The following is a 23,719-nucleotide window of genomic DNA, read 5'->3' as shown; positions in this document are numbered from 1 at the left end:
GGTGCCGTGCCAGGATTATGGCACCGGACGCCCGGCCGAGAGGGCCTTCTGCGGGCCGGCGGCCGATGAAACGGGTGGTCCGGCGCTCCTCCCGACCTTCATTTGTCGCGATTCGGGCAGGATGTCACTGGATTTCGGACTGCTCGCTTTTACTCACGGTAAGCGTGTCGTCACTTAGCGCACAAAGAGTTTCCTCGGGTAGTCAACACATCAACTCTTGCACTCGGACGGTGTTCGGATAATTTGTTGATTGCGACCAAAAAATGATCATGATGACTTCTTGTTGAATGGGCCTTGACGATCCGGCCCGGGAGCAGATGGTGGCTTGTGATGACGGCAACCCGTGGTCATGCTTCGGAGATACTGAAGCTGGTCAGTGCCCGGCGACTGCGCGAGGACGTCGCAAGGCTGTCCCTGCCGCGTTCAGCGGTGCATGAGGCCGACGGACTTCGGACGGTCCGCAATTCTGTGGAGGCATCATTGGCCGAATGCGGCTGGACCGTTTCGGCGCAGCCGTTCACCGCGTCAGGCCGTGGCCTGCGTGATCCGCGTGAGATAGGGGCCGACGGCGAATACTGGACGGAGTACCGGGATCTGCCGGGGGCGAATCTGGTGGCCCGGTACGGTGACGGGTCCGGTCCGGTGACCGCCGTGGCCGCCCATCTGGACGGCGTCGCGGGCTCTCCCGGAGCCAACGACAACGCGTCCGGCCTCGCGGCGCTCCTGGAGTTGGCGCGAGTCATTCCCAAGTTCGACCTGGCCGCGCCGCCGTTGCTGGTGGCGCTGGACATGGAGGAACTCGGCGGGTTCGGTGCGCGGGCCTTCTTCACGGAGCACCACGAGGAGATCCGCGAAGTCATCGTCCTGGAGTGCGTGGCGATGACGCATGACGAGCCGGGCACGCAGCAGGTTCCCTTCCCCTTCGGCCTGGTCTACCCGAGAGTCGTGTCGAGCGTCCGGCGGCGGGGCCGGCGAGCCGACTGGATCTCGGTCCTGTTCCGCCCGTCGAGCCGCCGGCTCGCCAAAAGCCTGCGTGCGGCGCTGCGCGAGGCGGGCGGACCGCACTTCGCGCACCTGCTGTGCGACCCGCTCGGCCGCGCGGTGATCGGACCCGTCCTGCGCGTCCTGGTCCCGGCGCTGCGCAACCTGGCGCGCAGCGATCACAGCGACGCCTGGGAGCTCGGCATCCCGGCGGTGTGCCTCACCGACACCGCGAACTTCCGGGACGCGGCCTATCACACATCTGACGATCTGCCGGATCGCCTCGACTACGGCTTCCTCTCCCGGGTCGTCGCGGGAGTCGCGGCCGTCGTGGCGGCACGGGCCGAGCGCCCCTCCCCAGCGGGGCGCGTGCGAGGAGGCGACGCACGAACCGTTCCGTGATCCTGCGCGATGAGGACCGGCCGACCTGATGGCCCGCCGCCACCGACGAAATACTTGCGGCGCCTCATTTTCTGCATCTCTTCCGAAGATTACCGATGTGGACTTTCTGAATGAGGCGGGTTGACGCCCCGTCCTGGACGGCCCTGCCACAAGCTTCCGATAACCACCGAGAACCGATCCAGGAAGTCAATGGCCGCCTCGCGGCGAGTGAGAACTGAAGCAGGCATTGCAGAAACCGAAGAGGGTGTCCTTGCTATGGCGCTGGACGTGATGCTACCGCTGGATCTCGAAGCGGCGACCGACGTCTCGACCTATCGTCATGACGATGCGCTTGCCGAGTTGGAAAGTATTCTGACCGAACGGTCCGGCGGGCTGTCGGCCATAGAGCTGCGCGGCGACCGGTGGAGCGGGAAGACCACGCTCCTGAAGGACTTCGCGTTGACCGCAGCCAAGGCCGGATGGCCGGTGGCGGCAGGGTCGGCGTCCACGTCGCGCATACCGTTCGCCGCCTTGATCGACGCGTTCGACGGGCCGCTCGGCGGGCTGGCGGACACGTCGCCGGCCCTGCGCGGCCCCGGCGGCGACTACGGCCTGGCGGAGATCTTCCCGTCCCTGGGGCCGGCGTCCGCGTCCGGGCCGAGGAGCCTCGGCGGAACGTACGGCGTCTTCCGCGGGGTCCGGCAGCTGATCGAGACCCTCGGGGCACCGTGCGGGTTCGTACTGCTCATGGACGACATGCATTGGGCTGACCCCGGCTCTTTGGACCTGCTGAGACATCTGCTCCGCCATCCTCCTGAGAACCGCCTGGTGCTCGTGGTCGCGCACCGTCCCCGGCAGGGCGACAAGGTCCTCAGCGGCCTGATCAACACGGCGGCCGGGAGCGGCGTGGTCCGCCGTATCGCGCTCGGCCCGTTGCGTGAGCGCGAGGCGCTGGACCTGCTGCCCGACGACCTGAGCGGTTCCGGCTGCGCGCGCCTGCTCCGCGAGTCCGAAGGAAATCCCGGGTTGCTCGTGGCGCTGAACACGGCGCGCGCCGCAGGCCGGTCCAGTGAGGGCTCGGCCTGCCTGCCGCCCAATCTCCTGACGGCTTGCCTGCGGGATTTCCGTGTGCTGTCGACGGCCGCCCGGCTCGTCGCGCAGTCCGCCGCCGTGCTCGGCGAGCCCTTCGAGCCGGACGAACTGCGGTATGTCGCACGGGTGGACGAGGCCGAGCTATGGTCCGCCATTGACGAACTCGTCGGCGAGGACCTCTTCCGTTCCGAGCGCGCATCATCCCGGCTGAGATTCGCCAATCGCCTGCTCCGCCAGACGGCGTATCAGGCGGCGGGACCCGGGTGGCTGATGGGTGCACACGCCCGCGCCCTTGAATTCCTCATGGAGCGTGGTAAGAGCTCGGGCTTGCTCGCTCCGCACGTGGCCTATACCGCGTCCATTGGCGACGAGACGGGCGCGCTGTTGCTGCTCGGCGCCGCGGCCGAGAGCATCTGGACCAATCCGCTGCGGGCCGCCTCCTGGGTCCGGACGGCGGTGGAGCTGCGATCCGGCTCCCACCGATCGGAGCAGGCGTCGGAACTCCTGCTCCGGGGCAAGGCCGAGGTGCTGGCGGGTCTGTGCCGGACGGCCCTCGCCACCTTCGACGGCCTGACGATGGCGGACGGCGTGAACCCGCGCGCAAGGGCCGATGGAATCGCCTGGCAGGCGCTGGCCCGGCACCACCTGGGCGAGCCCGAGCAGGCCCGCGCGGACCTGGACGCCGCGATCACGGCGCTCTCGGCCAAGGCGATGTGCACCGACGCCGAGTGGAACCTGCGCCGGGCCCGGCTGCTGATCCACCTGGAGACCAGGACCCCTGCTCTCGCGGAGGACGTGGCGGCGCTCGGCCGGTGCCTGCCCGACCTGCCCGGCGGCCGCGCCGCCGACATGTCGGCGCTGCTGGCCGCGGCGCTGCGCACGGACCGCCCGGCCGACGCCCGCCTCCACCAGGCCGCGGCGGCACGGGGGTTCGACCGGCTCACCGACGACGAGCTGCCTCCGTTCTTGGACGGCTACTACTGGCTCGCGCGAGTGGAGCAGGCGGCGGGAGGCATCGAGACACCGGCGGCACGGTGCGAACGCGGGCTGCGCGTGTCCGAGTCGTGCGGCCTGTACCTGGCGATGCCGCGTTTCGCGATGGCGCTCAGCGAACTCCAGCTCTGCCTGGGCGACACCGCCGGCGCCGCCCGCCATGCCACCTTCGCGGCCGCGGCCGCGGCCGGGATCGAAGGCGACCGCGCGTCGCTGCCCGGCCTCAGGCAGGCGGATCGTCCGGGCACCAGCGGGCGGGCCGCCGTGCCGATGGAGCACGCCCAAGCCGATGAGGCCCGGCTGAAGCTGGACCTGCTCAGCGGACGCGAGCTGCAGATCGCCTTCCTGGTCAGCGACGGCCACACCAACGAGCAGATCGCCCGAAAGCTCGACCTCAGTCCGAAGACGGTCGAGACCTACCTCGTCCGCATCCGGAAGAAGCTGGTCGTCGCCTGCCGGGCGGAGATCGCCACCATCGTCGGCCGGTCCGGCCGGTAGCCGCCCGCCATGCCCAGTACCCCGTATCCGAAGGGCTCCTCCATGGCCTACGACTCCGCCAAGCAGACCAGTGTCCTCGACGGTGACGAGCTGATCGGGCGGCTGACCGCGGCGGGCCTCGACATCCGCCCGATCCCCGCCGGGCCGTCGCACACTGACGTCCGCCACCTCGGCGGGACCTCCGCCGTCCCGAGGGTGTTCCGCGGCGCCGTGAACGGCTGGCCCGCGCGTCGGCGGTGGCGTCCCGGCCTGCTGCGGGAGGCGCACGGCGACCAAGAGGTCACGGCTCTGATGGACCTGCCGTCGACGGGCGTCCTGCTGCCCCAGGACCAGGCCGCCTACGAGCGTTGCCTGTCCTTCGGCGAATTCCTCGACGCCATGCAGGCGAGCCCCGCGGACAGCCCGTGCTATCTCGCCTACAAGCGTCCGGAGGGCCTGTTCCCGGAGGACGACTACGACTTCTCGATATTCGGCACCGGGGCGGACGCGGACACCGACACCAGGGTCTGGGTCGGATCGGCCGGAACGCGCTCGGCGCTCCATTCGGACCTGAAGGACAACCTGTTCTGCCAGATATGGGGCGAGAAGCTCGTCATCCTTCTCGGCTGGCAGGACAGTGCGGCCGCCTACCCGTTCCCCGACAACCTGGTGAACAGCCGGATCGATTTCATGGACCTAGATCTCGACGGCTATCCGCTGCTCCGCTCCGCGGTACTGTACGCGCAGATCGTCCGGCCCGGCGACGTGATCCTGATACCGCGCGGCTGCTGGCACGACTTCACGGCGCTGACGCCTTCGATCTCCATCAACCACTGGTACGGGCCGTCCGTCCGGGCCCGGGACTACATTCGCCTGCTGCTGAGCCTCGGCCCGCGTTACTGGACGCCCGTCGCGCGGGACTTCGTGGTCCACGGGGTTCTGCGGCGGCCCGAGAAGACCGCCTTCTTCTTCAGCCCGCCCTCCACGGGGAAGCGCCTCTACGACCTGGTGCGCTGGGGGAACTTCTCACGAGGCAACGACCCGACCGGGTGACGACCGGCCGGAACCGCCCTGTTCCGAGCACAGGCCGCGCAATCGATATTCGAGAAAGCAGGTAACCATGTCCACGACCGGTAAGTCCACGACCACGGTTCCACCCGCCGAGCGGACCGGGGCGGTGAATTCGCACACCGAGTGGGAGGCGCTTGAAGAGGTCGTGGTCGGACGCATGGAAGGAGCGGTCTTCCCGACCTGGCAGTCCTCGATGTACCCGACGGTTCCGGAAAGCTCCTGGGCGCTGTTCCGGGAGAAGGGCGGCTCTCCGTTTCCCGCGGACCTGGTGGCGGCCGCCGAGGAGGAACTGGACGGGTTCGCCGCGGTGTTGCGGGACGAGGGCGTCACCGTCGTCCGTCCGGACCCGTGCGACCATTCGGCGCCCTTCTCGACCCCGGACTGGACGAGCCGCGGCGGCCTCTATTCGGCGATGCCGCGGGACTGCCTGACGGTCATCGGGGACACGATCGTCGAAGCGCCGATGTCGTGGCGCTGCCGCGCGCACGAGACCGCCCCCTTCCGGTCGCTCATCAAGTCCTATTTCCGCGGCGGCGCGCGCTGGCTGCCCGCTCCGCACCCGCAGCTCACCGACGAGCTCTTCCAGGCGACCGACCGGCAGGAGGGCTGGAGCATCACGGATTTCGAGCCCGTCTTCGACGCGGCCGACTTCATGCGCTTCGGCGAGGACATCATCGTCCAGCGCAGCCATACGACCAATGATTTCGGGATCGACTGGCTTCGCCGCGCTCTCGGAAGCGACTACCGGATCCATTGCCTGGACGTCAACGATCCGCACGCGATGCACATCGACGCCACGATCTGCCCGCTCGCTCCGGGCGTCCTGCTGGTGAACCCGGACCGCTACCGGCCGAGCCCGCTCTTCCGCGACTGGGAGATCATCGAGGCGCCCAAGCCGACGCTTCCCGAGGGCTGGCCGATGTACCTCTGCAGTTCCTGGGTCAGCATGAACCTGCTGTCGCTGGACGAGCGGACCGTCGTCGTCGAGCGGCAGGAGGAGCCGCTGATCGAGGTGCTCACCCAGCGGGGCTTCAGGTGCGTCCTCGTCGACTTCCGGCACGTCTACAGCTTCGGCGGGTCGTTCCACTGCGTGACGCTCGACGTGCGGCGGCGCGGTGACCGGCGGCGGTACCTGAACTGACATTCGCCGGCAAGCGGGCAGGAAACGCTGGGAAGGGAGCGGATCATTGTTCGAGTCGACAACGCGGCGCAGAACGGTGGAGGTCCAGGACGCGACGGAGTTCCTGCACGGCTTCTTCGAGGAGAACCCCCGCCTGCGCGAGGACCGCGAGAAGCGGATACGGTTCGTGGCCGAGGAGATCGAGCGGACCGGCACCTACCGCCACACCAAGCGCGAACTCGTCTGGGGCGCGCGGGCGGCGTGGCGCAACGCATCCAAGTGCATCGGACGCTTCTACTGGCAGAGCCTCCACGTCCGGGACCGGCGGGACCTGCGGACCGGCGAGGAGATCGCCGAGCAGTGCTTTGAGCATCTGCGGAGCTCCTGGCGCGGCGGGCGCCTCCGCCCGATGATCACCATCTTCGCACCGGACACCCCGGACGGCCCGACGGCGCGAATCCTGAACGACCAGCTCGTCCGGTACGCCGGATACGAGGCGGCCGACGGGACGCTCATCGGAGACGGCCAGTACCTGGAGATCACCCGGCTGGCCGAGTCCCTGGGCTGGCGCGGGAGCGGTGGACGGTTCGATGTCCTCCCGCTGCTGGTCGAGACCGGGGAGGGCCTCAGCGCGCATCCGCTGCCCACCGACGCGCTGAAGGAGGTCGAGATCGTCCACCCGGAGTTCTCCTGGTTCTCCGAACTCGGGCTGCGCTGGCACGCCATTCCCACCCAGGCCGACATGACCCTGGAGGTCGGCGGCGTCCACTACGGCGCGGCTCCGTTCAACGGCTGGTACCTGAGCACCGAGATCGGCGCCCGGAACCTGGTCGACCGGCACCGGTACGACGTCCTTCCCGAGATCGGCCGGCGGATGCGCCTGGACATGTCCTCGGAACGGACGCTGTGGCGGGACCGGGCGATGATCGAACTCAATCGGGCCGTCCTGCACTCCTATGACAGCCAGGGCGTGACCATCACCGACCACCACACCGAGTCGCGGCGGTTCATCGAGTTCGTTGAGCGTGAGGAGCGGTCGGGCCGGACCTGCCCGGCCGACTGGAGCTGGATCGTCCCGCCGGTCTCGGGCGGCCTCACCCCCGTCTACCACCGGTACTACGACGAGGCCGAGCTGTGCCCGCGCTTCGTCAGAGACCCCGGACGCTCCTCCACCTGATGATCGCGGTGGTCCCGCCGGCGGGCCTCCCGTCCGGCGCGGACCCATCTGAGGACGACCTCCGCGGACGACCTATCTGAGGACGGCGCGGCCGATGAGATCCCGCATCACTTCGCTGGGGCCCGCGGCGATGGTGGCGGCGCGCGCGTCCCGGTAGAAGCGGGACGCCGCGGATGACGCGAGATAGCCGTGGGCTCCCTGGAGCTGGAGGCTCGCCTCCGCCAGCCGACAGGCGAGTTCGGTCGTGTAGAGCTTGGCCATCGAGCATTCGGTGGTGGGAATCTCGCCTTCCTGGAACAGCCAGGCCGTGTGGTGGACGAGTTGCCGGGCCGCGGCCAGCTCGGTCGCCAGCTCGGCGATGCGATGGGCGAGCACCTGCATCCTCGCAAGGGGGCCGGAGGAGACCTCGCGCCGCGCCAGGAAGCCGCGGAGGTCGTCCATGCAGGCGTCCATCCCGCCGAGCGCGAGGGTCGCCGCTACCAGCCGTTCCAGTTGCAGGCCCCGCATGAGCTGGTAGAAGCCGCTGTTGATCTTCCCGATCAGCCGGTTCCCCGGAACCCGCACCCGGTCGTACGTCACCGTGGTCGTGCCGGCCGCGCGCCAGCCCAGGGTCTGGACCGGGGCGGTGCTCACGCCGGGCAGACGGGCGTCGACGAGGAGTAGCGACAGGCCCGTCGTCCCGCACGGCCGAGGACCGGACGGCGCGGTACGGACCGCGACCACGTGGAAATCGGCGACCATTCCATTACTGACCATGGTCTTCTCGCCGTTGACGACGAAGTGGTCGCCGTCCTGTTCCGCCGCCGTCGCCAGCCGGGACAGATCGGAGCCGGCGTTCGGCTCCGTGATCGCCAGGGCGGCGATGCGCTCGCCGCGGACGGCCGGCGCGAGATATTCCGACTGCAACTCGGCGCCGCCCGATCTGGCGAGGTAATGGGTGGCCATGTAGGCGTGCACGGAGACGGCCGCCCGGACCCCGCCGAACCCGAGCCGTCCCAGCTCCTCCAGGAAGACCAGGGAGGTGAAGATGTCCTCCTCGGCGCCGCCTGCCCGCCGGGGATGGAAGAGACCGAGACAGCCTTCCCGGCCGAGGAGCCGCCACGCCGAGCGCGGCAGGCCGTTCTCCTCCTCCCATTCCGCCGCATGCGGCGCTATCTCTGCCTCCAGGAAATCGCGGACGCGTTTCCTGAAATCCTCGTGGTGCTGGGTGAAGTACGGAGACTGCATTGGTCGGCCGTCCTGTCCGCTCGGGACGCAGGTCGCGCCTGCGCTGCGATCAGCTGGGGTCGTCGGGGTGCGGGCCGGTGGGCACCGATGCCTCGACGGCGTCGGCCAGCGCGCCGAAGGTGGCGAGCGTGAAGATCATGTCGGGGGCGAGCGTGTCCTCGCCGAGCGCGTCCTCCAGGCGGCCGAGCATGCGGACGGCGGTGAGCGAGTCGCCGCCGAGGTCGAAGAAGTTCGCGTCCGGCCTGACGGAGTCCGGGCCGAACAGGTCGGACCAGATCGCGGCCAGGGCCTGCGTGCGGTGGGTGCGGACGACCGTCCCGCCGGGCGCGGTGGCCGGGTCCACGACGTGGCCGACCGCGGAGACGACCTCGAACCGAGCGGGCGGCTCGACTCCCGGGAACCGGTCGCGGAGCATCTCCTTGAGCTGGACTTCCAGTATCCGCTGAGTCGGCCCGTCCTGCGCCGGAGGCCCGGTGTCCTCCGTGGCGGCGTCCCAGACCGGTGCCGCCGGGCGGCGGGCGAAGACGTTGAAGCACGGCGTCCGGACGAGCCGCCGGTCCTGGTCGCTCGTGACCTCGAACCCCCGCGCGCGCAATGTCCCGACCACCGACCGGAGCCGCCCGCCGAGGTCGTGGACCTCCATGACGATCTGGTCGATGCGCGGCCACAGCGCCTCGTCGATGCCCTCCAGGACTTCGACCTCCGCCTTCTCCACGTCGATCTTCAGCAGGTCGATGCGGTCCAGGCCGTGCTCGCGCGCGAGGCGGGACAGCGTGGTCGTGCGGATCGACCGGCGCACCGAGGAAAGGCGGTCCGTGGCGAGCCGCTCCAGCTGGCGGCCCGACTCGGCCCGGTCATCGGTCAGCAAGTAGGCGCGCAGCACGGCGAGGTCCTCGGCGGAGTCGGCGAATCCGCCCGACATCACCGTGTTCTTCGGATAGAAGGTGAAGTCCGCGTCGGCCTCGGCGCGGCCGAGCCCGAGCGCGGCGACGGTGACCTCCAGGCCGTGGAGGCGGGCGTTGACCTCGACCGCGGCGGCGAGCTCGGCGACCGGCTCGACCGCGATGATCCGCGCGCCGCGGACGCGGCGGGCCACGCGCAGCGTGAACATGCCGATGTTCGCTCCGGCGTCCACGACGACCGCGCCGGGCGGAAGCGTGACACCGGAGCGGAAGTAGGTGTCGTCGGCGAAGATCTCCCGGTACAGGAAGTCGCTCTCCGCGCGGTTGACGCCGGCCACCCTCAGATCGTCGGACGGTTCGTGCCAGGCGAGCGTGCCGAGCCCTCCGTCCGCCTCGATCCCGGCCGCGCGGTGCAGCATCGGCGCATGGTCCGGATCGGGGACCAGGTAGGCGACGCCGTCCCTGACGGCGGCGTCCGCGACCGCGGGATGCGCGCACAGCGCGCTGACGGCGGCGGCCGCCCGGTTGCTCTCCACCTGTGCGGTCATGCTTGCTTCCCTTCGCCCGTGCCGACCGTCTGGAGGAACCGCTCTTCGATCGCCACCAGGCCGGGTGCCGCGTCGAACGCGCTGAGGTGGTCGCCGTCCGGCCGGAACGCCAGCGTGGCCCGCGGGAGACGCGCGGCGACATGCTCGGAGCCGGCGGGGTGCGCGACGGAGTCCTCGCGGCTGGTGACCACGAGCGCCGGCTGCCGGGCCGAGAGGAAGGCGCCGGAGTCGGCGGCCATGATGGATCCGTTGAGCAGGCCGTAACGGTGCAGGATCTCGGGCGTCGCGTACGGATAGATGAGGTGGTGGGCGATGTCGGGACGCAGGTTGTCGAGCGCCTCGGGACGCCGCATCATCCGCTGGAGTCCCGAGGCCGCGCTCACGCTGCGGGACGCCATCTTCAGCAACGCCGTCATGTCCTGCTGGTGGACGGTCTTCGGCGCCGCGGACCCCAGCTCGTAGTCGCCGTGCCACAGGCTCAGCGACGTGATCCGCTCGGCGCCGGAGGTGGCGGCGGCCGCCAGCGCGACGGTCGCGCCTCCGCACAACCCGATGGCGTGGGCGCGCCCGATGCCGAAGCCGTCCAGTACGGCCGCCAGGTCGCCCGCCTGGGCCGCCAGGCTGCACGCTTCGGGCCGTACCGCCGCGTCACGGTCGGTGCCAGTGAACAGCCCCCGGCTCTCCCACGTCACGACGCGGAAGGATCGGGACAGCGCGCGCATCCACGGGACCATGAGCCCGACCGGCATCCCGCAGGGCCCTACCAGGACGATGGCCGGAGCGTCTTCGGGACCGGCCGTCCAGCATCGCAATGGACTGCCGTCGTGGGACCGTACGAGCGTCGGCGCTCCGGGAAGGGCCGTCAGCGCGGTGTGCAGGACGTCGCCGAGCCCGTCGTCGGTTAGGGCGTCGTCCGCCTCCAGTGCCAGCCATCTGCTGACGGCCAGTTCCACCGCCCACAGCCCGCCCGGCTCGGCCACCACGTCGAGTCTCGGCAGCCCGAGACCGCGCGTCAGCAGGTCCAGCCGCCGCTGGACCGCCGTGAGCGGCAGGCCCGCCCGCGCGGTGGCCGCCACCTTGAGGGGATGCGGGACGGCCCGGATGAGGGACCCGGCGTCATTGAGCCGCATCCCGAGCCTGACCAGCGAGCCTTCGCCCTGTTCGGGCGCGTCGGCCACGCGAGGTGTCACCGCCGGGCCTCGGTGGCCTCGGCGGCCGAGCGGTTCTTGAACGGCACGCCGCGGGTCGTGTGGGTCGCCAGGCGATTGTGGCCGTAGGTGTCCTCGCCGCTCACCAGGACGGCGCCATAGCGTTCCAGGCTCACGGTGCCGCCGTACTCCTCGATGACCGAGGTGCCGGGATAGATCTCCACCGGCGTGGGCACGTACCGGGCGGCGTAGCCCATGCGCATCTCCCGGCTCTTGCCCGTGTGCGGATGGGAAGCGTGCATGAGCGTGGACCAGAAGACGATGAACTGCCCCGCCCGCATTTCCATGGAGATCGCCTGCGACTCGTCGGGCTTCCAGTCCGGATCGACCTGGAGTTCCCGGTAGTCGTAACCGAAAAAGCCGCGTTTTACACCGTCCTTCAGAACGCTGCTGTTCCTCTCCGGCAGGTAGTGCATCCTTTTCGTCTCGTCGTAGAACATCGTACGGTGCGTGCCGGGGATGAACTGGAGGCATCCCATGTCGACGGTCGCCTCGCTGAGCGCGCACCACACGGTGATGGTGCCGCCGAAGTCCGATCCGTTCGGCCACTGGATCTGCGGCGTTCCGGAGGCGTTGGCGAAGGTGTCGGCCTGGTGCCAGTCGGTTCCCTCGTCCCCCGGATGCTTCGGGAAGAACTCGGTGCGCCAGCAGAGCACGTCGGGTCCGAGAATGCTCGCCACCCGGTCCACGATTTGCGGCCGGGTGATGTGCTCGGCGAGGAACGGGTGGTCCAGATGGCGGTCGTAATTGGAGATATTGGTCGTGTTCGAGATCGCGGTGTCGTCGCGGTACACCGCGTCCCGGCGGTCGAGCAGTTCCAGCCGCGTGCGTCCCCACTTCTCCGCGATCTCGTCCGGCTCGTAGAGGGTGAAGGGCCCGATATAGCCGCGGCGGTGGAAGGTGGCCAGCTCCTCGGCACTGAGGGAGAAAGCGGACGGCTCTGAGATCATGGCTATCGCCTTTCTGCGCGATCGGATGTCGTCTCGGCGGCCCGGTGAGCGGCTCAGCCGGCGGCTTGCGCGCCGGCCGTCTCGGCCGTCACCAGGTTGATCTGGGCCGAGAGGTTGCGGACCGTGGCCCCGCCGACGAGCACGGTGATGTCCATGTCGATGCCGAACGCCGTATTCACCCTGGTGAACATGCGCAGCAGGGACAGCGAGTTGCCTCCCAGATGGAAGAAATCGGCGTCCAGTGGGATCTCCGGCACGTTCAGGATCGTTCGCCAGATCTCCGAGACCCGCTCCTCGGTGCCGCGGTGGCCGGCGGCGCGGTCGTCGCCGTCCAAGTGCTCCGGATCCGGAAGCCGGTCCCTGTCGACCTTGCCGTTCACGGTGAGCGGCAGTTCGTCGAGGACGACGTAGTGCGACGGGCACATGTGCTGCGGCAGCGTGGCGGCGACCCGCTCCCGCAGCGCGGTGCCGAGGGCCGGTCCGGCGCCGGGGCCGGTCACGTAGGCCGTGAGCCGCACGTCGCCCTCGCCGTAGTCGCGGGGCACGACCGCGGCCTGCGCGACCTCGGGAAAGCCGCTCAGCACGGACTCGATCTCGCCGGGCTCGATCCGGTAGCCGCGAAGCTGGATCTGGTCGTCCACGCGGCCCAGGTAGCGGTAATCGCCGGACGGTGCCATGACCACCCGGTCGCCGGTGCGGAGCCTCCGGCGCGGCACACCGTCCGGGCCGTCCGGGCCGCGCAGCCGCTCCGCGTCGAGGTGCGGCCGGTTGAGATAGCCGCGGGCGATCTGCGGTCCTTCGATGTACAGCTCGCCGGGCACTCCGGGAGGAACCGGCGCCTGGTCGTCGTCCAGGACGTGGAACGTGATGCCGGGCAGCGGGGACCCGATGGGGCTGGGCCCGTCGCCCGCCAGGTCGGCGTGCCCGAGCGGCCGGTAGGACGCGTGCACCGTCGCCTCGGTGATGCCGTACATGTTGACCAGCCGCGGGTTCTCGTCGCCGTAGCGCTCCAGCCATGGCCGGAGCGCGGGGGGATCGAGTCTCTCGCCGCCGAGGATCACCAGGCGCAGCGCGTCCAGCTTGTGCTCGGCGTGCTCGTCCGCCACCGAGAGCAGGCGGAAGGCGGACGGCGTCTGGTTCAGGACCGTCACACCGTGCTCGCGGAGCAGCCCGTGGAACGCCCGGTCCGAGCGCGTCGTCTCTCGCGGCACCAGGACCATCTGTCCGCCGTAGAGGAGCGCTCCCCAGATCTCCCAGACGGAGAAGTCGAACGCGGCCGAGTGGAACACGCTCCACACGTCGGTCTCGCGGAACTTGAACATGTCCTTCGTGGCCTCGAAGAGGTGCAGCACGCTGCGGTGCTCCACCTGCACGCCCTTGGGCTCGCCGGTGGAGCCGGAGGTGTAGATGACGTAGGCCACGCTGTCGGCGTCACCGGGCACCCCGGCCGGGGGTTCCGTCCCGGCCTCGGCGGACGGGGGGTCGAGCAGGACGACCTTCGCGTCGACCGGCCGGCTCAGCCCGGCGATGACGTCCGAGACGGACACCAGTGCGCGCGAGCCGCTGTCCCGGACCATCCAGGAAACGCGGGTCTCCGGATATTCCGGATCGATGGGCAGGTAGGCCGCGCCGGCCTTGAGGATTCCCACCATTCCCACGATGAGCCCCGTCCCGCGCGGGGCCAGGAGGCTCACCACATCGCCGGGCTGCACTCCGCGGCCGGCGAGACGGCCGGCGAGCGCGTCGGATCGTTCGTCGAGCCGGCGGTACGTGAGTTCCCCGTCGGGGGCGGTGACCGCCGTCCTTTCCGGGAAACGCGCGGCCACCTCCCGGAATGCGTGCGCGAGCGTGTTCGCTGTGGTCCTCATCTGAATCCAGCCTCCCGCTTCAGCTCACTGACATGACCACGGGTACCGGCGATCGGTACGGTCCAGCGACGACGAAACGGCATGTCAGGCTTCTCCGGCTGGTGACGCCGGGTCCGGTGTCGGGGGGCTTCGGCAACGGACGGAATGGCGGATGACCGAACTGAAAGTACAAGGAAAGACTTTCCTCGTCCGACCGCGGAGACTTCCAGGACCGGCCGTCGCCGCCGTTTCATGATCATACGCATTGGTTCCCTTCCGCCGGCCCGCCGAACTAACGCAGCACACCGCTAATGTGACATAGTCGATAGCCGCTTAGTGCGGCACAAGTCCGGAAAATTCCTTACGCGCATCGGGCGCGCCGCGCGACGGGCCGAAGGCAGGGTGCCGCAGGTGGCGTCGCGTGTGATCGAACCGGGTTCGCGGGTTCGCGGGCGGGCGGCGGCTACGCGACGGTGCGTGGCCGCCCGGCGGGAGGCACGAAGGGCGCGCCGGTGCGCGTGGTCAATGATTTTCCTGACTTGTGGCCCGCCGCCGCGATCCTGACCATATCTCTGTTGTCGGCTTCCGTTAGATATGCGGAGACCTTTACAGGGACCAGCGAGGCGTGCTGTGACAGACGATGCTTTCGTGGTTGAGGCCTCTTTCGCCCAAGAAGGCATGTGGCTGCAACACCAACTGGACCCCGATCAGCCCACCTGCAACATCTCGGCCGCCGCGCGGGTCCGCGGCCCGCTGCGGACCGACGCGCTGCATCGGGCGCTGAACTCCATCATCGACCGGCAAGAATCGCTGCGGACGACCTTCCGCATGGAGGACGGCGTGCTGATGCAGGTCGTCAAGGACCGGCTGGAACTGCCCATGCCGGTCAGCGAGATTCCTCCGTCGCACGTGCGGGCGGCGGCGCGCCGCCTGGTCGAGACGCCCTTCGACGTCGAGCGCGGACCGCTGCTGAGAATGCACGTCTTCGAGCTCGGCCGGGACGACAACGTCCTGGTCCTGGTCATGCACCATCTCGTAATGGACGGCTGGTCGGCCGCGCTCATGTTCCGCGAGCTGTCCGCCTTCTACGAGTCCTTCGTCGGAGGGCCGGAGCCCGATCTTCCGGAGCTGGAGATCCAGTACGCCGACTACGCCGTCTGGCAGCGCGAGGAACTGAGCGGCGCGAAACTGGCCGAATTGGAAGGCTACTGGACCGGCCGGCTCGCCGGCGCCCAGCCGTTGCTCCTGCCGGCGGACCGCCCCGTGCCCGCCGTTCGGTCCAGCGCCGGTGAAACCGCCGAGTTCGGCATACCGGCCGAGCTGGTCGCGGCCCTTGAGCGGCTCGCCCGGGAGCAGCGCGGCACGCTGTTCATGGTCCTGCTGGCGGCGCTGCAAACGCTTCTCTCGCGATACTCGGGACAGCGCGACATCGTGATAACGACGCCGGTCGCGGGCCGGAACAGGGCCGAGGTCGTGAATGTCATCGGCGACTTCCTCAACATGCTGGTCCTGCGCACCGAGGTTCTGGGCGAGCTGACGGTCGCCGAACTGATCGCCCGCTGCCGGGACACGTGCCTGGGCGCCTACGCCCATCAGGACATGCCGCTCGTCAAGGTGCTGGACGGCGTCGAGCCCGCGCACGCGGACGGCGCGGCGGGAAACTCGCTGGTGCGGGCGATGCTCGTCCTGCAGAACATGCCGACGGAGCCGTGGGTGTCCGGCGATCTGGTGTTCGAGCCGATCAGGCTGGACAGCCGGACGTCGATGCTCGACATGAGCATCACGGTCGAAGGCGCGGAAGGCGGCGGCCAGACGGTCCTCATCGAATACAGCACCGACCTTTTCGACCGGGAGACGATCGATCTCTTCGGGCGGTCCTATGTGGAGGTGCTGGAGGCGTTCGTCATGGATCCGCGGCGCCGGACGGACCGGATCGAGCTCCGCGGAGACCGTGACCGGCTCCAGGCCCTGCACGCTCGGAACGCGACCGGACGGGAGCGGCCGGACGGCCTCGTCCACGAACTCATCGACCGGCAGGCCGAGCGCCGGCCCGCGGCGGTCGCCGTCGAGGACCCGCGGGACGCGCTGAGCTACGCGGAGCTGAGGCGGCGGACCGACGAACTCGCCGCATTCCTGCGGTCGTGCCCGACGGGCGACGCTCCGCACGAACCCGCCGTGGCGATCGCGATGAATCCGTCGGTCCACCTGGCGGTGGCGGTGCTCGGCACCCTCAAGTCGGGCCGTGCCTTCGTCCCGCTCGATCCGCGCCTGCCACCGCGGCGGCTGGCCGAGATGGCACGGGACGCGTGCGCCCGGGTCGTGCTGACCGAGGAGGCGCTGAGCGGCGAGCTGGACGAGGTGTTCGGCGGCTGCGAAGTGATCCGCCTCGACCGTGACGAGGTCGTCCCCGGCCCGGATGGAGCCGTCGACCGGAGCCTGCCGCACGCCGCCGGGCTGGCGTGCGTCCTCTACACGTCCGGCTCGACGAGCAGGCCCAAAGGGGTGATGTTCGAGCACGGCGCGCTGGCCGACTTCGCCGTTCACATCGGCCGCGAGTTCGGCCTGACCGAGCGGGACCGGTACTTCCAGCTCTCATCGATCGGCTTCGACACGTTTCTGGAGGAGCTGTTCGCGCCGCTGGTCGCCGGTGCGACGGTCGTCCTGCCCGGGGAGCGGATCCTGGCGTCGGGCGCCGACCTGACCGCCCACGTCGAGCGGCAGCGGATCACCGTGGTGGACCTGACGCCCGCCTACTGGCACGAATGGACCCGGGAACTGGCCGGACGAGGTGGTCCGCCGGACCCGCTGCGCCTCGCGGTCGTCGGCGGTGACCGGATGCTGCCCGAGTCGGTCGAGAAATGGCTGCGCTTCGGTACCGGCCTCATCGAGGTCTATGGGCTGACCGAGACCACCGTGACCGCGACGGTGTCCGACAAGGGCGGGGACAGGGCGGGCGGCGAGCCGCCGCCCGCCGTGATCGGAACACCTCTCGCCAACGCGCGGGTCTACGTGCTCGACCATTGCCTCCGCCCGGTGGCCCCCGGCGCCGTCGGCGAGATCCACATCGGTGGCGCGTGCCTGGCGCGCGGCTACCTGAACGACCCGGCGCTGACCGCGGAGCGTTTCGTCGCGGACCCGTTCGGGGCGCCCGGGTCACGGATGCTGCGCACCGGCGACCTGGCCAGGCTGCGGCGCGACGGCGGAATCGAGTTCCTCGGCCGGGTGGACCACCAGGTGAAGATCCGCGGGCACCGGGTCGAGCCCGGCGAGGTCGAGGAGGCCGTCGCAAGCCATCCGGACGTGGCGCAGGCGGCCGTGCTCTCCCGGGACGGCAACGGCGGGAAGCGGCTGGTGGCCTATGCCGCCCCGGTGCCCGGAGCCGACCTCGATCCGGAGGCCCTGCGCGCCTTCATCGGCACGAACCTGCCCGAGTTCCTGATCCCGGCCGTGGTCGTCGTCGCCGCCATGCCGATGACGTCCAGCGGCAAGATCGACCGCCGTGCGCTGGCGGAGATCGAGGCTCCGGCGTGGAAGCCGTCGCGCGCACCCGCCACCGCCCGGGAAGAGTTGCTGTGCCGCCTGTTCGCGGAAGTGGCGGGCATCGAGCGGGCCGGCGCCGAGGACGACTTCTTCTCCATGGGCGGGGACAGCATCACCGCCATCCAGCTGGCGTCCTCGGCCCGGTCGGCCGGGCTGCCGATCTCCGCGCGGGACGTGTTCACCCACCGCACCGCCGCCAGGCTCGCGGCGGCCGCCGAGGACGGGGCGGCGGCCCGCGCGGACGTCGTCGCGCCGGTGGGCCCGATGCCTCTCACCCCGGCCGCGGCGTGGCTGGCCGAACTGGGCGCGGCGTCGGGGACGGCTGGAGTCGTGGTCAGCCAGGCGATGGTGCTGAAGGTTCCGCCCCACCTGGACAAGGAACGGCTGATCCGTGCGCTCCAGCGCGTCATCGACCACCATGACGCGCTGCGGACCAACATGATCGTGGACGGGGGCACCTGGCAGACTGAGATCGCCGAACCCGGGACGGTCCACGCCGCGGACTGGTTCTCCCGGACGGACGTGGCCGGCCTTCCCCCGCGGCGACTGCGCGAGTCGGTCATCGAGCAGGCGCGGCGGGCCCGGCGGCGGCTCGAATCGCCCGAAGCCGGGATGGGCCGGCTCGTGTGGTTCGACGCGGGCGAGGACGCCGGCCGTCTCATGATCATGCTGAACCACCTGGCCGTCGACGGGGTGTCATGGCGGATCCTGCTACCGGATCTCGCCCTGGCCTACGGCGCGACCGGCGGTGGCGAACCGGGGGAGTTGCAGGACGTCGGCACGTCCTTCCGGCAATGGGCGCACGACATGGCGGACGTCGCCACATCGCCGTCGGCCCTCCGCGAACTGGGGATCTGGCAGGACATCGTCCGGACGCCCGACCCACTGCTCGGCACGCGCCCACTGGACCCTGCGCTGGACACCGAGGACACGTCCCGATACTTCACCGTGACCGTGCCTCCGGAGGTGGCCGCGCCGCTGCTGTCCGGCACGCCGGCGTCCGCAGGCCGGCCCGGTCCGGACGCGATGCTTCTCACCGGCCTGGCCCGCGCCGTCGGCGCATGGCGGGCCCGGCGGGGCGGGCACGGGTCCGCCGTCCTTCTGCAGATCGAGCGCCACGGCCGTGAGGAGCAGATCGTCGCGGGCGCCGACCTGTCGCGGACGGTCGGCTGGTTCACCAGCTCGTTTCCCGTCGCGCTGGATCCCGGGAGCGCCGACCCCGCGGGCGGGACGGACGCGGGCTCCGAGGCCGCCGCCGCGGTGCGCCGGGTCGCCGGGCAACTGCGCGCGATCCCGGACAACGGGATCCGGTACGGCCTTCTGCGGTATCTCAATCCGGAGACCGCGGGCGTCCTGACCAGGACGCCCGGCCCGCAGATCGGGTTCAACCATCTCGGCCGGATCGGCTCCGGCGACGCCGGAGCCGATGGCTGGGGTTTGGACGTCGAGCTGACCACGGCCATGGGAAGCGGGCTCAGCGCGCACACGCCTCTGCCGCACGCGTTGCAGGTCACCGCCGTGGTCGAGAACCTCGCGGCCGGCCCGGCCCTGTCGGCGACCTGGCAGTGGGCGTCGCGCGTGCTCGCCGAGGAGGACGTCCGCGAGCTGGCGCGGGAGTGGTCCTGGGAGTTGAGCGTGCTGGCGGGCCAGAGCGGGAAGGCCGCGGCGTCCCCGGGGATGCCGCGCCAGGACGGTGCCGCCCCGGGCGGGGCGGCCCACCTCAGCCGGGTCCGAACTGAGCGGCGTCCACGATGACCCACTGAGCCCGGGCGCGGGCGCACAGGACGCCATCGGCGTAGGCCGCGGTGCTCACCGTAACCGTCCGTTCCGCCCGTCCGTCCAGGCGGCCGACGATCTGGATCCGCGTGCCGGCCGGCGGGCGGACGTACACCGCCGTCCTGAACCTGTTCAGGACGAGCGGCTTCCGGTGCTCGGCGGGAATCGCCCAGCCACCCGGGCAGTCGAGCGCTGCCCACAGGAATTCGGAACGCGCGAACCCTTCGCCGTCGCAGTGCTCCGCCGCGGGCGTCCAGGTGACGGCGACCGTGTCCGGCCGGCCGCGCACCGCCCGTGCGGACAGGCGCAGCCCGTCGTCCCCGGTGCGCTCGGTGCCGCAGACGAAGCAGGTCGCGAAGATCGGGCTCCCGCCGCCGGGGGCCGGTCCCTCCACCGTGTCGTGACCGCCCAGCGCCGGTACGGGCGGCCCGTCCGACGGCGCGGCCTCGGCGCTGGCGACGAGGTCGGCTCCATGCCAGACGTGCCAGCGCCTGCCCGCTCTGCGCACGGCCAGGCCGGCGTCCAGCGGCAGCGGACGCAGCAACGTCACCGCCACGCCCGCCCGCTGGTCCAGTCCCGTCGCCGCGGCGATGCGACCGCACGCGTAACCGCCCTGCGCGCTGTCCCGCGGGCCGTTGAACCGGCGGGGCAGGTACAGCGGCCCGTCGGCGGCACGCCCATCCGCGTCCCGTGGTCCGGCCGTATTGTGCATGGTTGCCTGATCCTCGTCGCTGGGGCTAAAGGGCAGACGTCTTGAGGACATCTACGCGGACCACTTCATTGGAGTCGGGACACCGGCCGCGTGCAATCCGCTCCGGGTCCGGAAAAAGCCTGACTTGAGCGCATCGGGGCCGCGCTGGACCCTGACAGAGCAGTGGCGGACCCGGCGATCGATTCTTGGGACAGCGATGACGACAGTGCCCGATGGTGGAGAAGTCAACGCCGATCTACTTGCCGATCTGGAAAGCCTCTCCGACGAGCAGCGCGCCCTGCTGACGCTGGAGCTTTCGGATAACGGCCGTAGCGACGAAATTCCGTGCCTGCCGAGTGACGGTTCCGCCCCACGGGCGTCCTTCGCCCAGGAGGGCATGTGGTATCTGGAGCAGCAGAATCCAGGCAGTACCGCATACGTGATGCCCGTCGGCATCAGGATTCGCGGCGACCTGTCACCCGGCGCGCTGGAGCGGGCCCTCACCGCCGTGGTCGACCGGCACGAGAGCCTGCGCACCACTTTCGCCGACATCGACGGGAGGCCGAGGCTCCGCGTCGCGGAGCGGGCGGCGGTCCCGCTGCCGGTCACCGATCTTTCCGCGCTCGGCGCGGACGCCGCGGACGCGGCGGTGGCGGCCGCTCACCGCGAGGAGGCCGAGCGGCCGTTCGACATCGCCGAAGGCCCGCTCCTGCGGGCCCGGCTGATGGTCCTGCCCGGCGGTGACCACGTCCTTCTGGTGACCTTCCACCATCTGGTCGCGGACGGCTGGTCCATGGGCGTCTTCCTGGGCGATCTGGCCGCGTTCTATGCCCGTGAGACGATTCCCGGCGCGCCCGAGCCGGCGCCGCTCGCCGTCCAGTACGCCGACCATGCGGCCTGGCAGCGCGCCGCGCTCGACGATCGGCGGACCGGCGGCCTGCTCGCGTACTGGCGTGAGCAGTTCGACCGCATCCCGGTGCTCGACCTGCCGGCGCGGCGGCCGGGCGCGACGGCCGGATCGTGGCGCGGGTCGTCCGTCCCGCTGGACTTCGGCCCGGACCTCACCGGGCTGGTGGAGAGCCGCGCCACCGCCGCGCGGGCGACGCCGTACATGGTGCTGGTCGCTGCGGTCGCGGTCGTCCTGGCCCGCTGGACCGAGCAGCGCGACCTGCTCATCGGGATGCCGGTGGCGGGCCGCGACCACCCCGCGACCGAGAAACTCGTCGGACTGTTCGTCAACACGCTGCCGCTGCGGCTGCGCCTGGACGGCGACCCGACCTTCGCAGAGGTGATCGACCGGGTCAGGGACGCCTGCGTCGGGGCGCTGGACCATCAGGCCCTCCCGTTCGGCCAGATGGTCCGCCATCTGCGCGCCGAGCACGCGCTGGGCTCGGGTCCGCTGCTGCAGGCGATGGTGGCCCTGCGCAACGTGCCGATGCCGGTGCTCGAACTGCCCGGCGGCCTGTCGCTGGAACTGCTGGACCATCCGAGCGTCTCCACCAAGTTCGACATCTGCCTCGACCTCGCCGTCGACTCCAAGGGCGGTGTCGGCGGCCGCATCGAGTTCAACGCGGAGCTGCTCGACCCGGCCGTGGTGGCCGCGATGCGCGACGGGATCCAGGTGCTCCTGGAGGCCGGTGCGGAGCGGCCGGAGTCGCCCGCGTTCGACCTGCCCATCGGTTCGGCCGGACGGCTCGCCGAGCTGGCGACCCGCTGGAGCGGCGGATCGGACCCGGAGGCCGCGCGCACGTCCGGGACGCTCCACGGGCTGTTCGAACGGGCCGTCGACGCGAGCCCGGACGCCGAGGCGCTGGTCTGCGCGGAGGAGCGGCTGACCTACGCCGACCTCGACCGGCGCGCCAACCGGCTGGCCTGGCATCTGCGCGCGTCCGGTGTCGGCACGGAGGACCTCGTCGGGGTCTGCCTGCCCCGCGGCGCGGAGGCCGTCGTCGCGCTGATGGCCATCCTCAAGGCCGGTGCGGTCTACGTTCCGTTCGATCCGTCCTACCCGTTGGCGCGGCTGTCCTACATGGCCGCCGACAGCGGGACGCCCCTGATCATCACCCGCTCCTCGATCCTGCGGCCGGAGACATCCGAGGACGGCGGCGCGTCCGGCCCGCGGCCGGTGCTGCGCGCCGAGGACGGCCGCCCGGTGCCGCTGCTCTGCCTGGACACCGAGCAGGAGCTGATCGCCGAGCGTCCGCCGGACCGGCCGCCGGCCGCGGCCGGCGAGCCGAACGCCTGCTACATGCTCTACACGTCGGGATCGACCGGGATGCCGAAAGGCGCGGTCAACGAGCACGGCCGCGTGGCCAACACCCTGAAGGGCCTCGACCACGTGTACGGGACGCGGCCGGCGGACCGGATGCTCGCCATCTCCTCGCTGAACTACGACATGTCGGTCTACGAGATCTTCGGCACGCTCGCGGCCGGCGCCACGGTCGTCGTCTGCGGCCAGGAAACCTCGACCGATCCCGAGCGGCTGTACCGGCTGGTCCACGACGAGCGGATCACCTGCTGGAGCTCGGCACCCGCGTTCCTGGACCTGCTGGTCGGCTACGGGACGAGCCGGCCCGACCCGCCGCCGCTGGTGCTTCGGTCGGTCGGGCTGGGCGGCGACCGGATACCGCCCGCGCTGCCCGCGCGGCTGCGCGACCTCGTGCCCGGGGCGCGGCTCATCAACCTGGCCGGGATGACGGAAAGCTCGTACTGCACGCTGTCCTACGACGTCACCATGGACGCGGCCGGGCGGGCGGACACGGCCTGGGGACGTCCTCTGCCCAATCACGAGGTGTACATCCTCGACCGGCTGGGCCGTCCGGTGCCCGAAGGCGTCCCGGGGCAGTTGCACGTCGGCGGCGCCGCGCCCGGCCGCGGATACTGGCGCAGGCCCGCGCTGACCGCGGAGCGTTTCGTGCCCAACCCGTTCGCGAACGAACCCGGCGGCCGGCTGTACGCCACGGGCGACCTGGTCCGGTTCCGCTCGGACGGCACCGTCGAGTTCCTCGGCAGGATCGACCACCAGATGAAGATCCGCGGACTGCGGATCGAGCCGCAGGAGATCGAGTTCGCGCTGGCTGCGCACCCCGCCGTGGACGAACCGTTCGTCTCCGTCCAGACCGGCCCCCTGGGACGGCCGCTGCTCTGCGCGCATCTGACGGTCGCGGGCGACACCGCGCCAGGCGTCGGCGAACTGCGCGCGTTCCTCGGCCGCCGCCTGCCCGGGCACCTGGTGCCGAGCGCGTTCGTGATCGTCGACCGGCTGCCGCTGCTCCCGAACGGGAAACTGGACAGGTCGGCCCTGTCCCTGCCCCTGCCCGAGTCCGACCGCTCCGCACTGGACCATGAGCTGGTCCCGCCGAAGGACGACCTGGAGCGGGTCCTCTGCGGCGTGTGGAGTTCGGTCCTCGGCATCGAGCGGCTCGGAGTCCAGGACGACTTCTTCCTGCTCGGCGGGCACTCACTGCTCGCCACGCAGACCGTTTCGCGGCTCCGGGACATGTTCGCCGTCCCACTGTCGATCCCCGACATGATCGGCTGCGGCACGGTCCGCGAGCTCGCCGGGTACATGCGGACCGCGGGAGAGCGCGCGGACATGGACGTCGACGTCGTGGCCGGAGTGATCCTCGAGGTCCTGGAGACCACGGACGCGGAGGCGCCCGCCGCCGGGAACGCCGCGGCCGATCCCGATCTTACGGATGACCAGGAACGGACCCACGATAAAGCAAGGTAAGGAGC

At 70.7% G+C, this 23,719-nt stretch carries 13 protein-coding genes; 7 read left to right on the top strand and 6 right to left on the bottom strand.

Annotation, left to right across the window (positions count from 1 at the left end):
• Window positions 1–468: 468 nt before the first annotated feature.
• From ACQP1N_RS25100 to ACQP1N_RS25080, 5 genes are all read left to right on the top strand, one after another.
• The gene (locus tag ACQP1N_RS25100; RefSeq protein ID WP_165488337.1) at window positions 469–1,383 is read left to right on the top strand and encodes a M28 family peptidase; all 915 of its coding nucleotides are present in this window, start codon (window positions 469–471) and stop codon (window positions 1,381–1,383) included.
• A gap of 255 nt (window positions 1,384–1,638) precedes the next feature.
• The gene (locus tag ACQP1N_RS25095) at window positions 1,639–3,945 is read left to right on the top strand and encodes an AAA family ATPase (protein WP_433226990.1); all 2,307 of its coding nucleotides are present in this window, start codon (window positions 1,639–1,641) and stop codon (window positions 3,943–3,945) included.
• 9 nt (window positions 3,946–3,954) lie between these two features.
• Complete coding sequence (locus tag ACQP1N_RS25090) at window positions 3,955–4,977, top strand: cupin-like domain-containing protein (RefSeq protein ID WP_433226988.1); 1,023 nt, start codon at window positions 3,955–3,957, stop codon at window positions 4,975–4,977.
• A 67-nt stretch (window positions 4,978–5,044) separates the two neighbouring features.
• On the top strand, window positions 5,045–6,136 hold the full coding sequence (locus tag ACQP1N_RS25085; RefSeq protein WP_067798527.1) for an amidinotransferase: 1,092 nt from the start codon (window positions 5,045–5,047) through the stop codon (window positions 6,134–6,136).
• 46 nt (window positions 6,137–6,182) lie between these two features.
• A complete protein-coding gene (locus tag ACQP1N_RS25080) occupies window positions 6,183–7,292 on the top strand; it encodes a nitric oxide synthase oxygenase (RefSeq protein ID WP_433226986.1) in 1,110 nt (369 codons plus the stop codon).
• A 72-nt stretch (window positions 7,293–7,364) separates the two neighbouring features.
• Here the strand turns inward: ACQP1N_RS25080 and ACQP1N_RS25075 are convergent, their stop codons facing one another.
• Genes ACQP1N_RS25075 through ACQP1N_RS25055 form a run of 5 tightly spaced genes read right to left on the bottom strand, consistent with a single transcriptional unit; the run spans window position 7,365 to window position 13,995 of the window.
• Window positions 7,365–8,519, bottom strand: a complete 1,155-nt coding sequence (locus ACQP1N_RS25075; RefSeq protein ID WP_433226984.1) for an acyl-CoA dehydrogenase family protein — start codon at window positions 8,517–8,519, stop codon at window positions 7,365–7,367.
• Window positions 8,520–8,568: 49 nt separating this feature from the next.
• Complete coding sequence (locus tag ACQP1N_RS25070) at window positions 8,569–9,969, bottom strand: FkbM family methyltransferase (RefSeq protein WP_067798522.1); 1,401 nt, start codon at window positions 9,967–9,969, stop codon at window positions 8,569–8,571.
• Window positions 9,966–11,159: an alpha/beta fold hydrolase gene (locus ACQP1N_RS25065; protein ID WP_207393979.1), complete on the bottom strand. Its 1,194-nt coding sequence runs from the start codon at window positions 11,157–11,159 to the stop codon at window positions 9,966–9,968. Before ACQP1N_RS25065 ends, ACQP1N_RS25070 begins: the two co-directional genes overlap by 4 nt.
• A complete protein-coding gene (locus ACQP1N_RS25060; RefSeq protein WP_067798519.1) occupies window positions 11,156–12,127 on the bottom strand; it encodes a chlorinating enzyme in 972 nt (323 codons plus the stop codon). The genes ACQP1N_RS25065 and ACQP1N_RS25060 overlap by 4 nt, the downstream gene beginning before the upstream one ends.
• A 53-nt stretch (window positions 12,128–12,180) precedes the next feature.
• The gene (locus ACQP1N_RS25055) at window positions 12,181–13,995 is read right to left on the bottom strand and encodes an amino acid adenylation domain-containing protein (RefSeq protein ID WP_433226981.1); all 1,815 of its coding nucleotides are present in this window, start codon (window positions 13,993–13,995) and stop codon (window positions 12,181–12,183) included.
• A gap of 657 nt (window positions 13,996–14,652) precedes the next feature.
• Here ACQP1N_RS25055 and ACQP1N_RS25050 point away from each other — a divergent pair.
• The gene (locus tag ACQP1N_RS25050) at window positions 14,653–19,269 is read left to right on the top strand and encodes an amino acid adenylation domain-containing protein (RefSeq protein WP_433226979.1); all 4,617 of its coding nucleotides are present in this window, start codon (window positions 14,653–14,655) and stop codon (window positions 19,267–19,269) included.
• Here ACQP1N_RS25050 and ACQP1N_RS25045 read toward each other — a convergent pair.
• The gene (locus ACQP1N_RS25045) at window positions 19,235–20,002 is read right to left on the bottom strand and encodes a hypothetical protein (RefSeq protein ID WP_067798509.1); all 768 of its coding nucleotides are present in this window, start codon (window positions 20,000–20,002) and stop codon (window positions 19,235–19,237) included. The genes ACQP1N_RS25050 and ACQP1N_RS25045 overlap by 35 nt on opposite strands.
• Window positions 20,003–20,198: 196 nt before the next feature.
• Between ACQP1N_RS25045 and ACQP1N_RS25040 the strand changes: the two genes are divergently transcribed.
• Window positions 20,199–23,714 (top strand): non-ribosomal peptide synthetase, encoded by a 3,516-nt coding sequence (locus ACQP1N_RS25040; RefSeq protein WP_084262923.1) that lies wholly within the window; start codon window positions 20,199–20,201, stop codon window positions 23,712–23,714.
• The last annotated feature ends 5 nt before the right edge of the window (window positions 23,715–23,719 follow it).

Origin of the sequence: Actinomadura formosensis (assembly GCF_050948385.1) — a bacterium.
GTDB classification, from domain to species: domain Bacteria; phylum Actinomycetota; class Actinomycetes; order Streptosporangiales; family Streptosporangiaceae; genus Spirillospora; species Spirillospora formosensis.
This window is presented reverse-complemented; position numbering and strand designations above follow the sequence as displayed.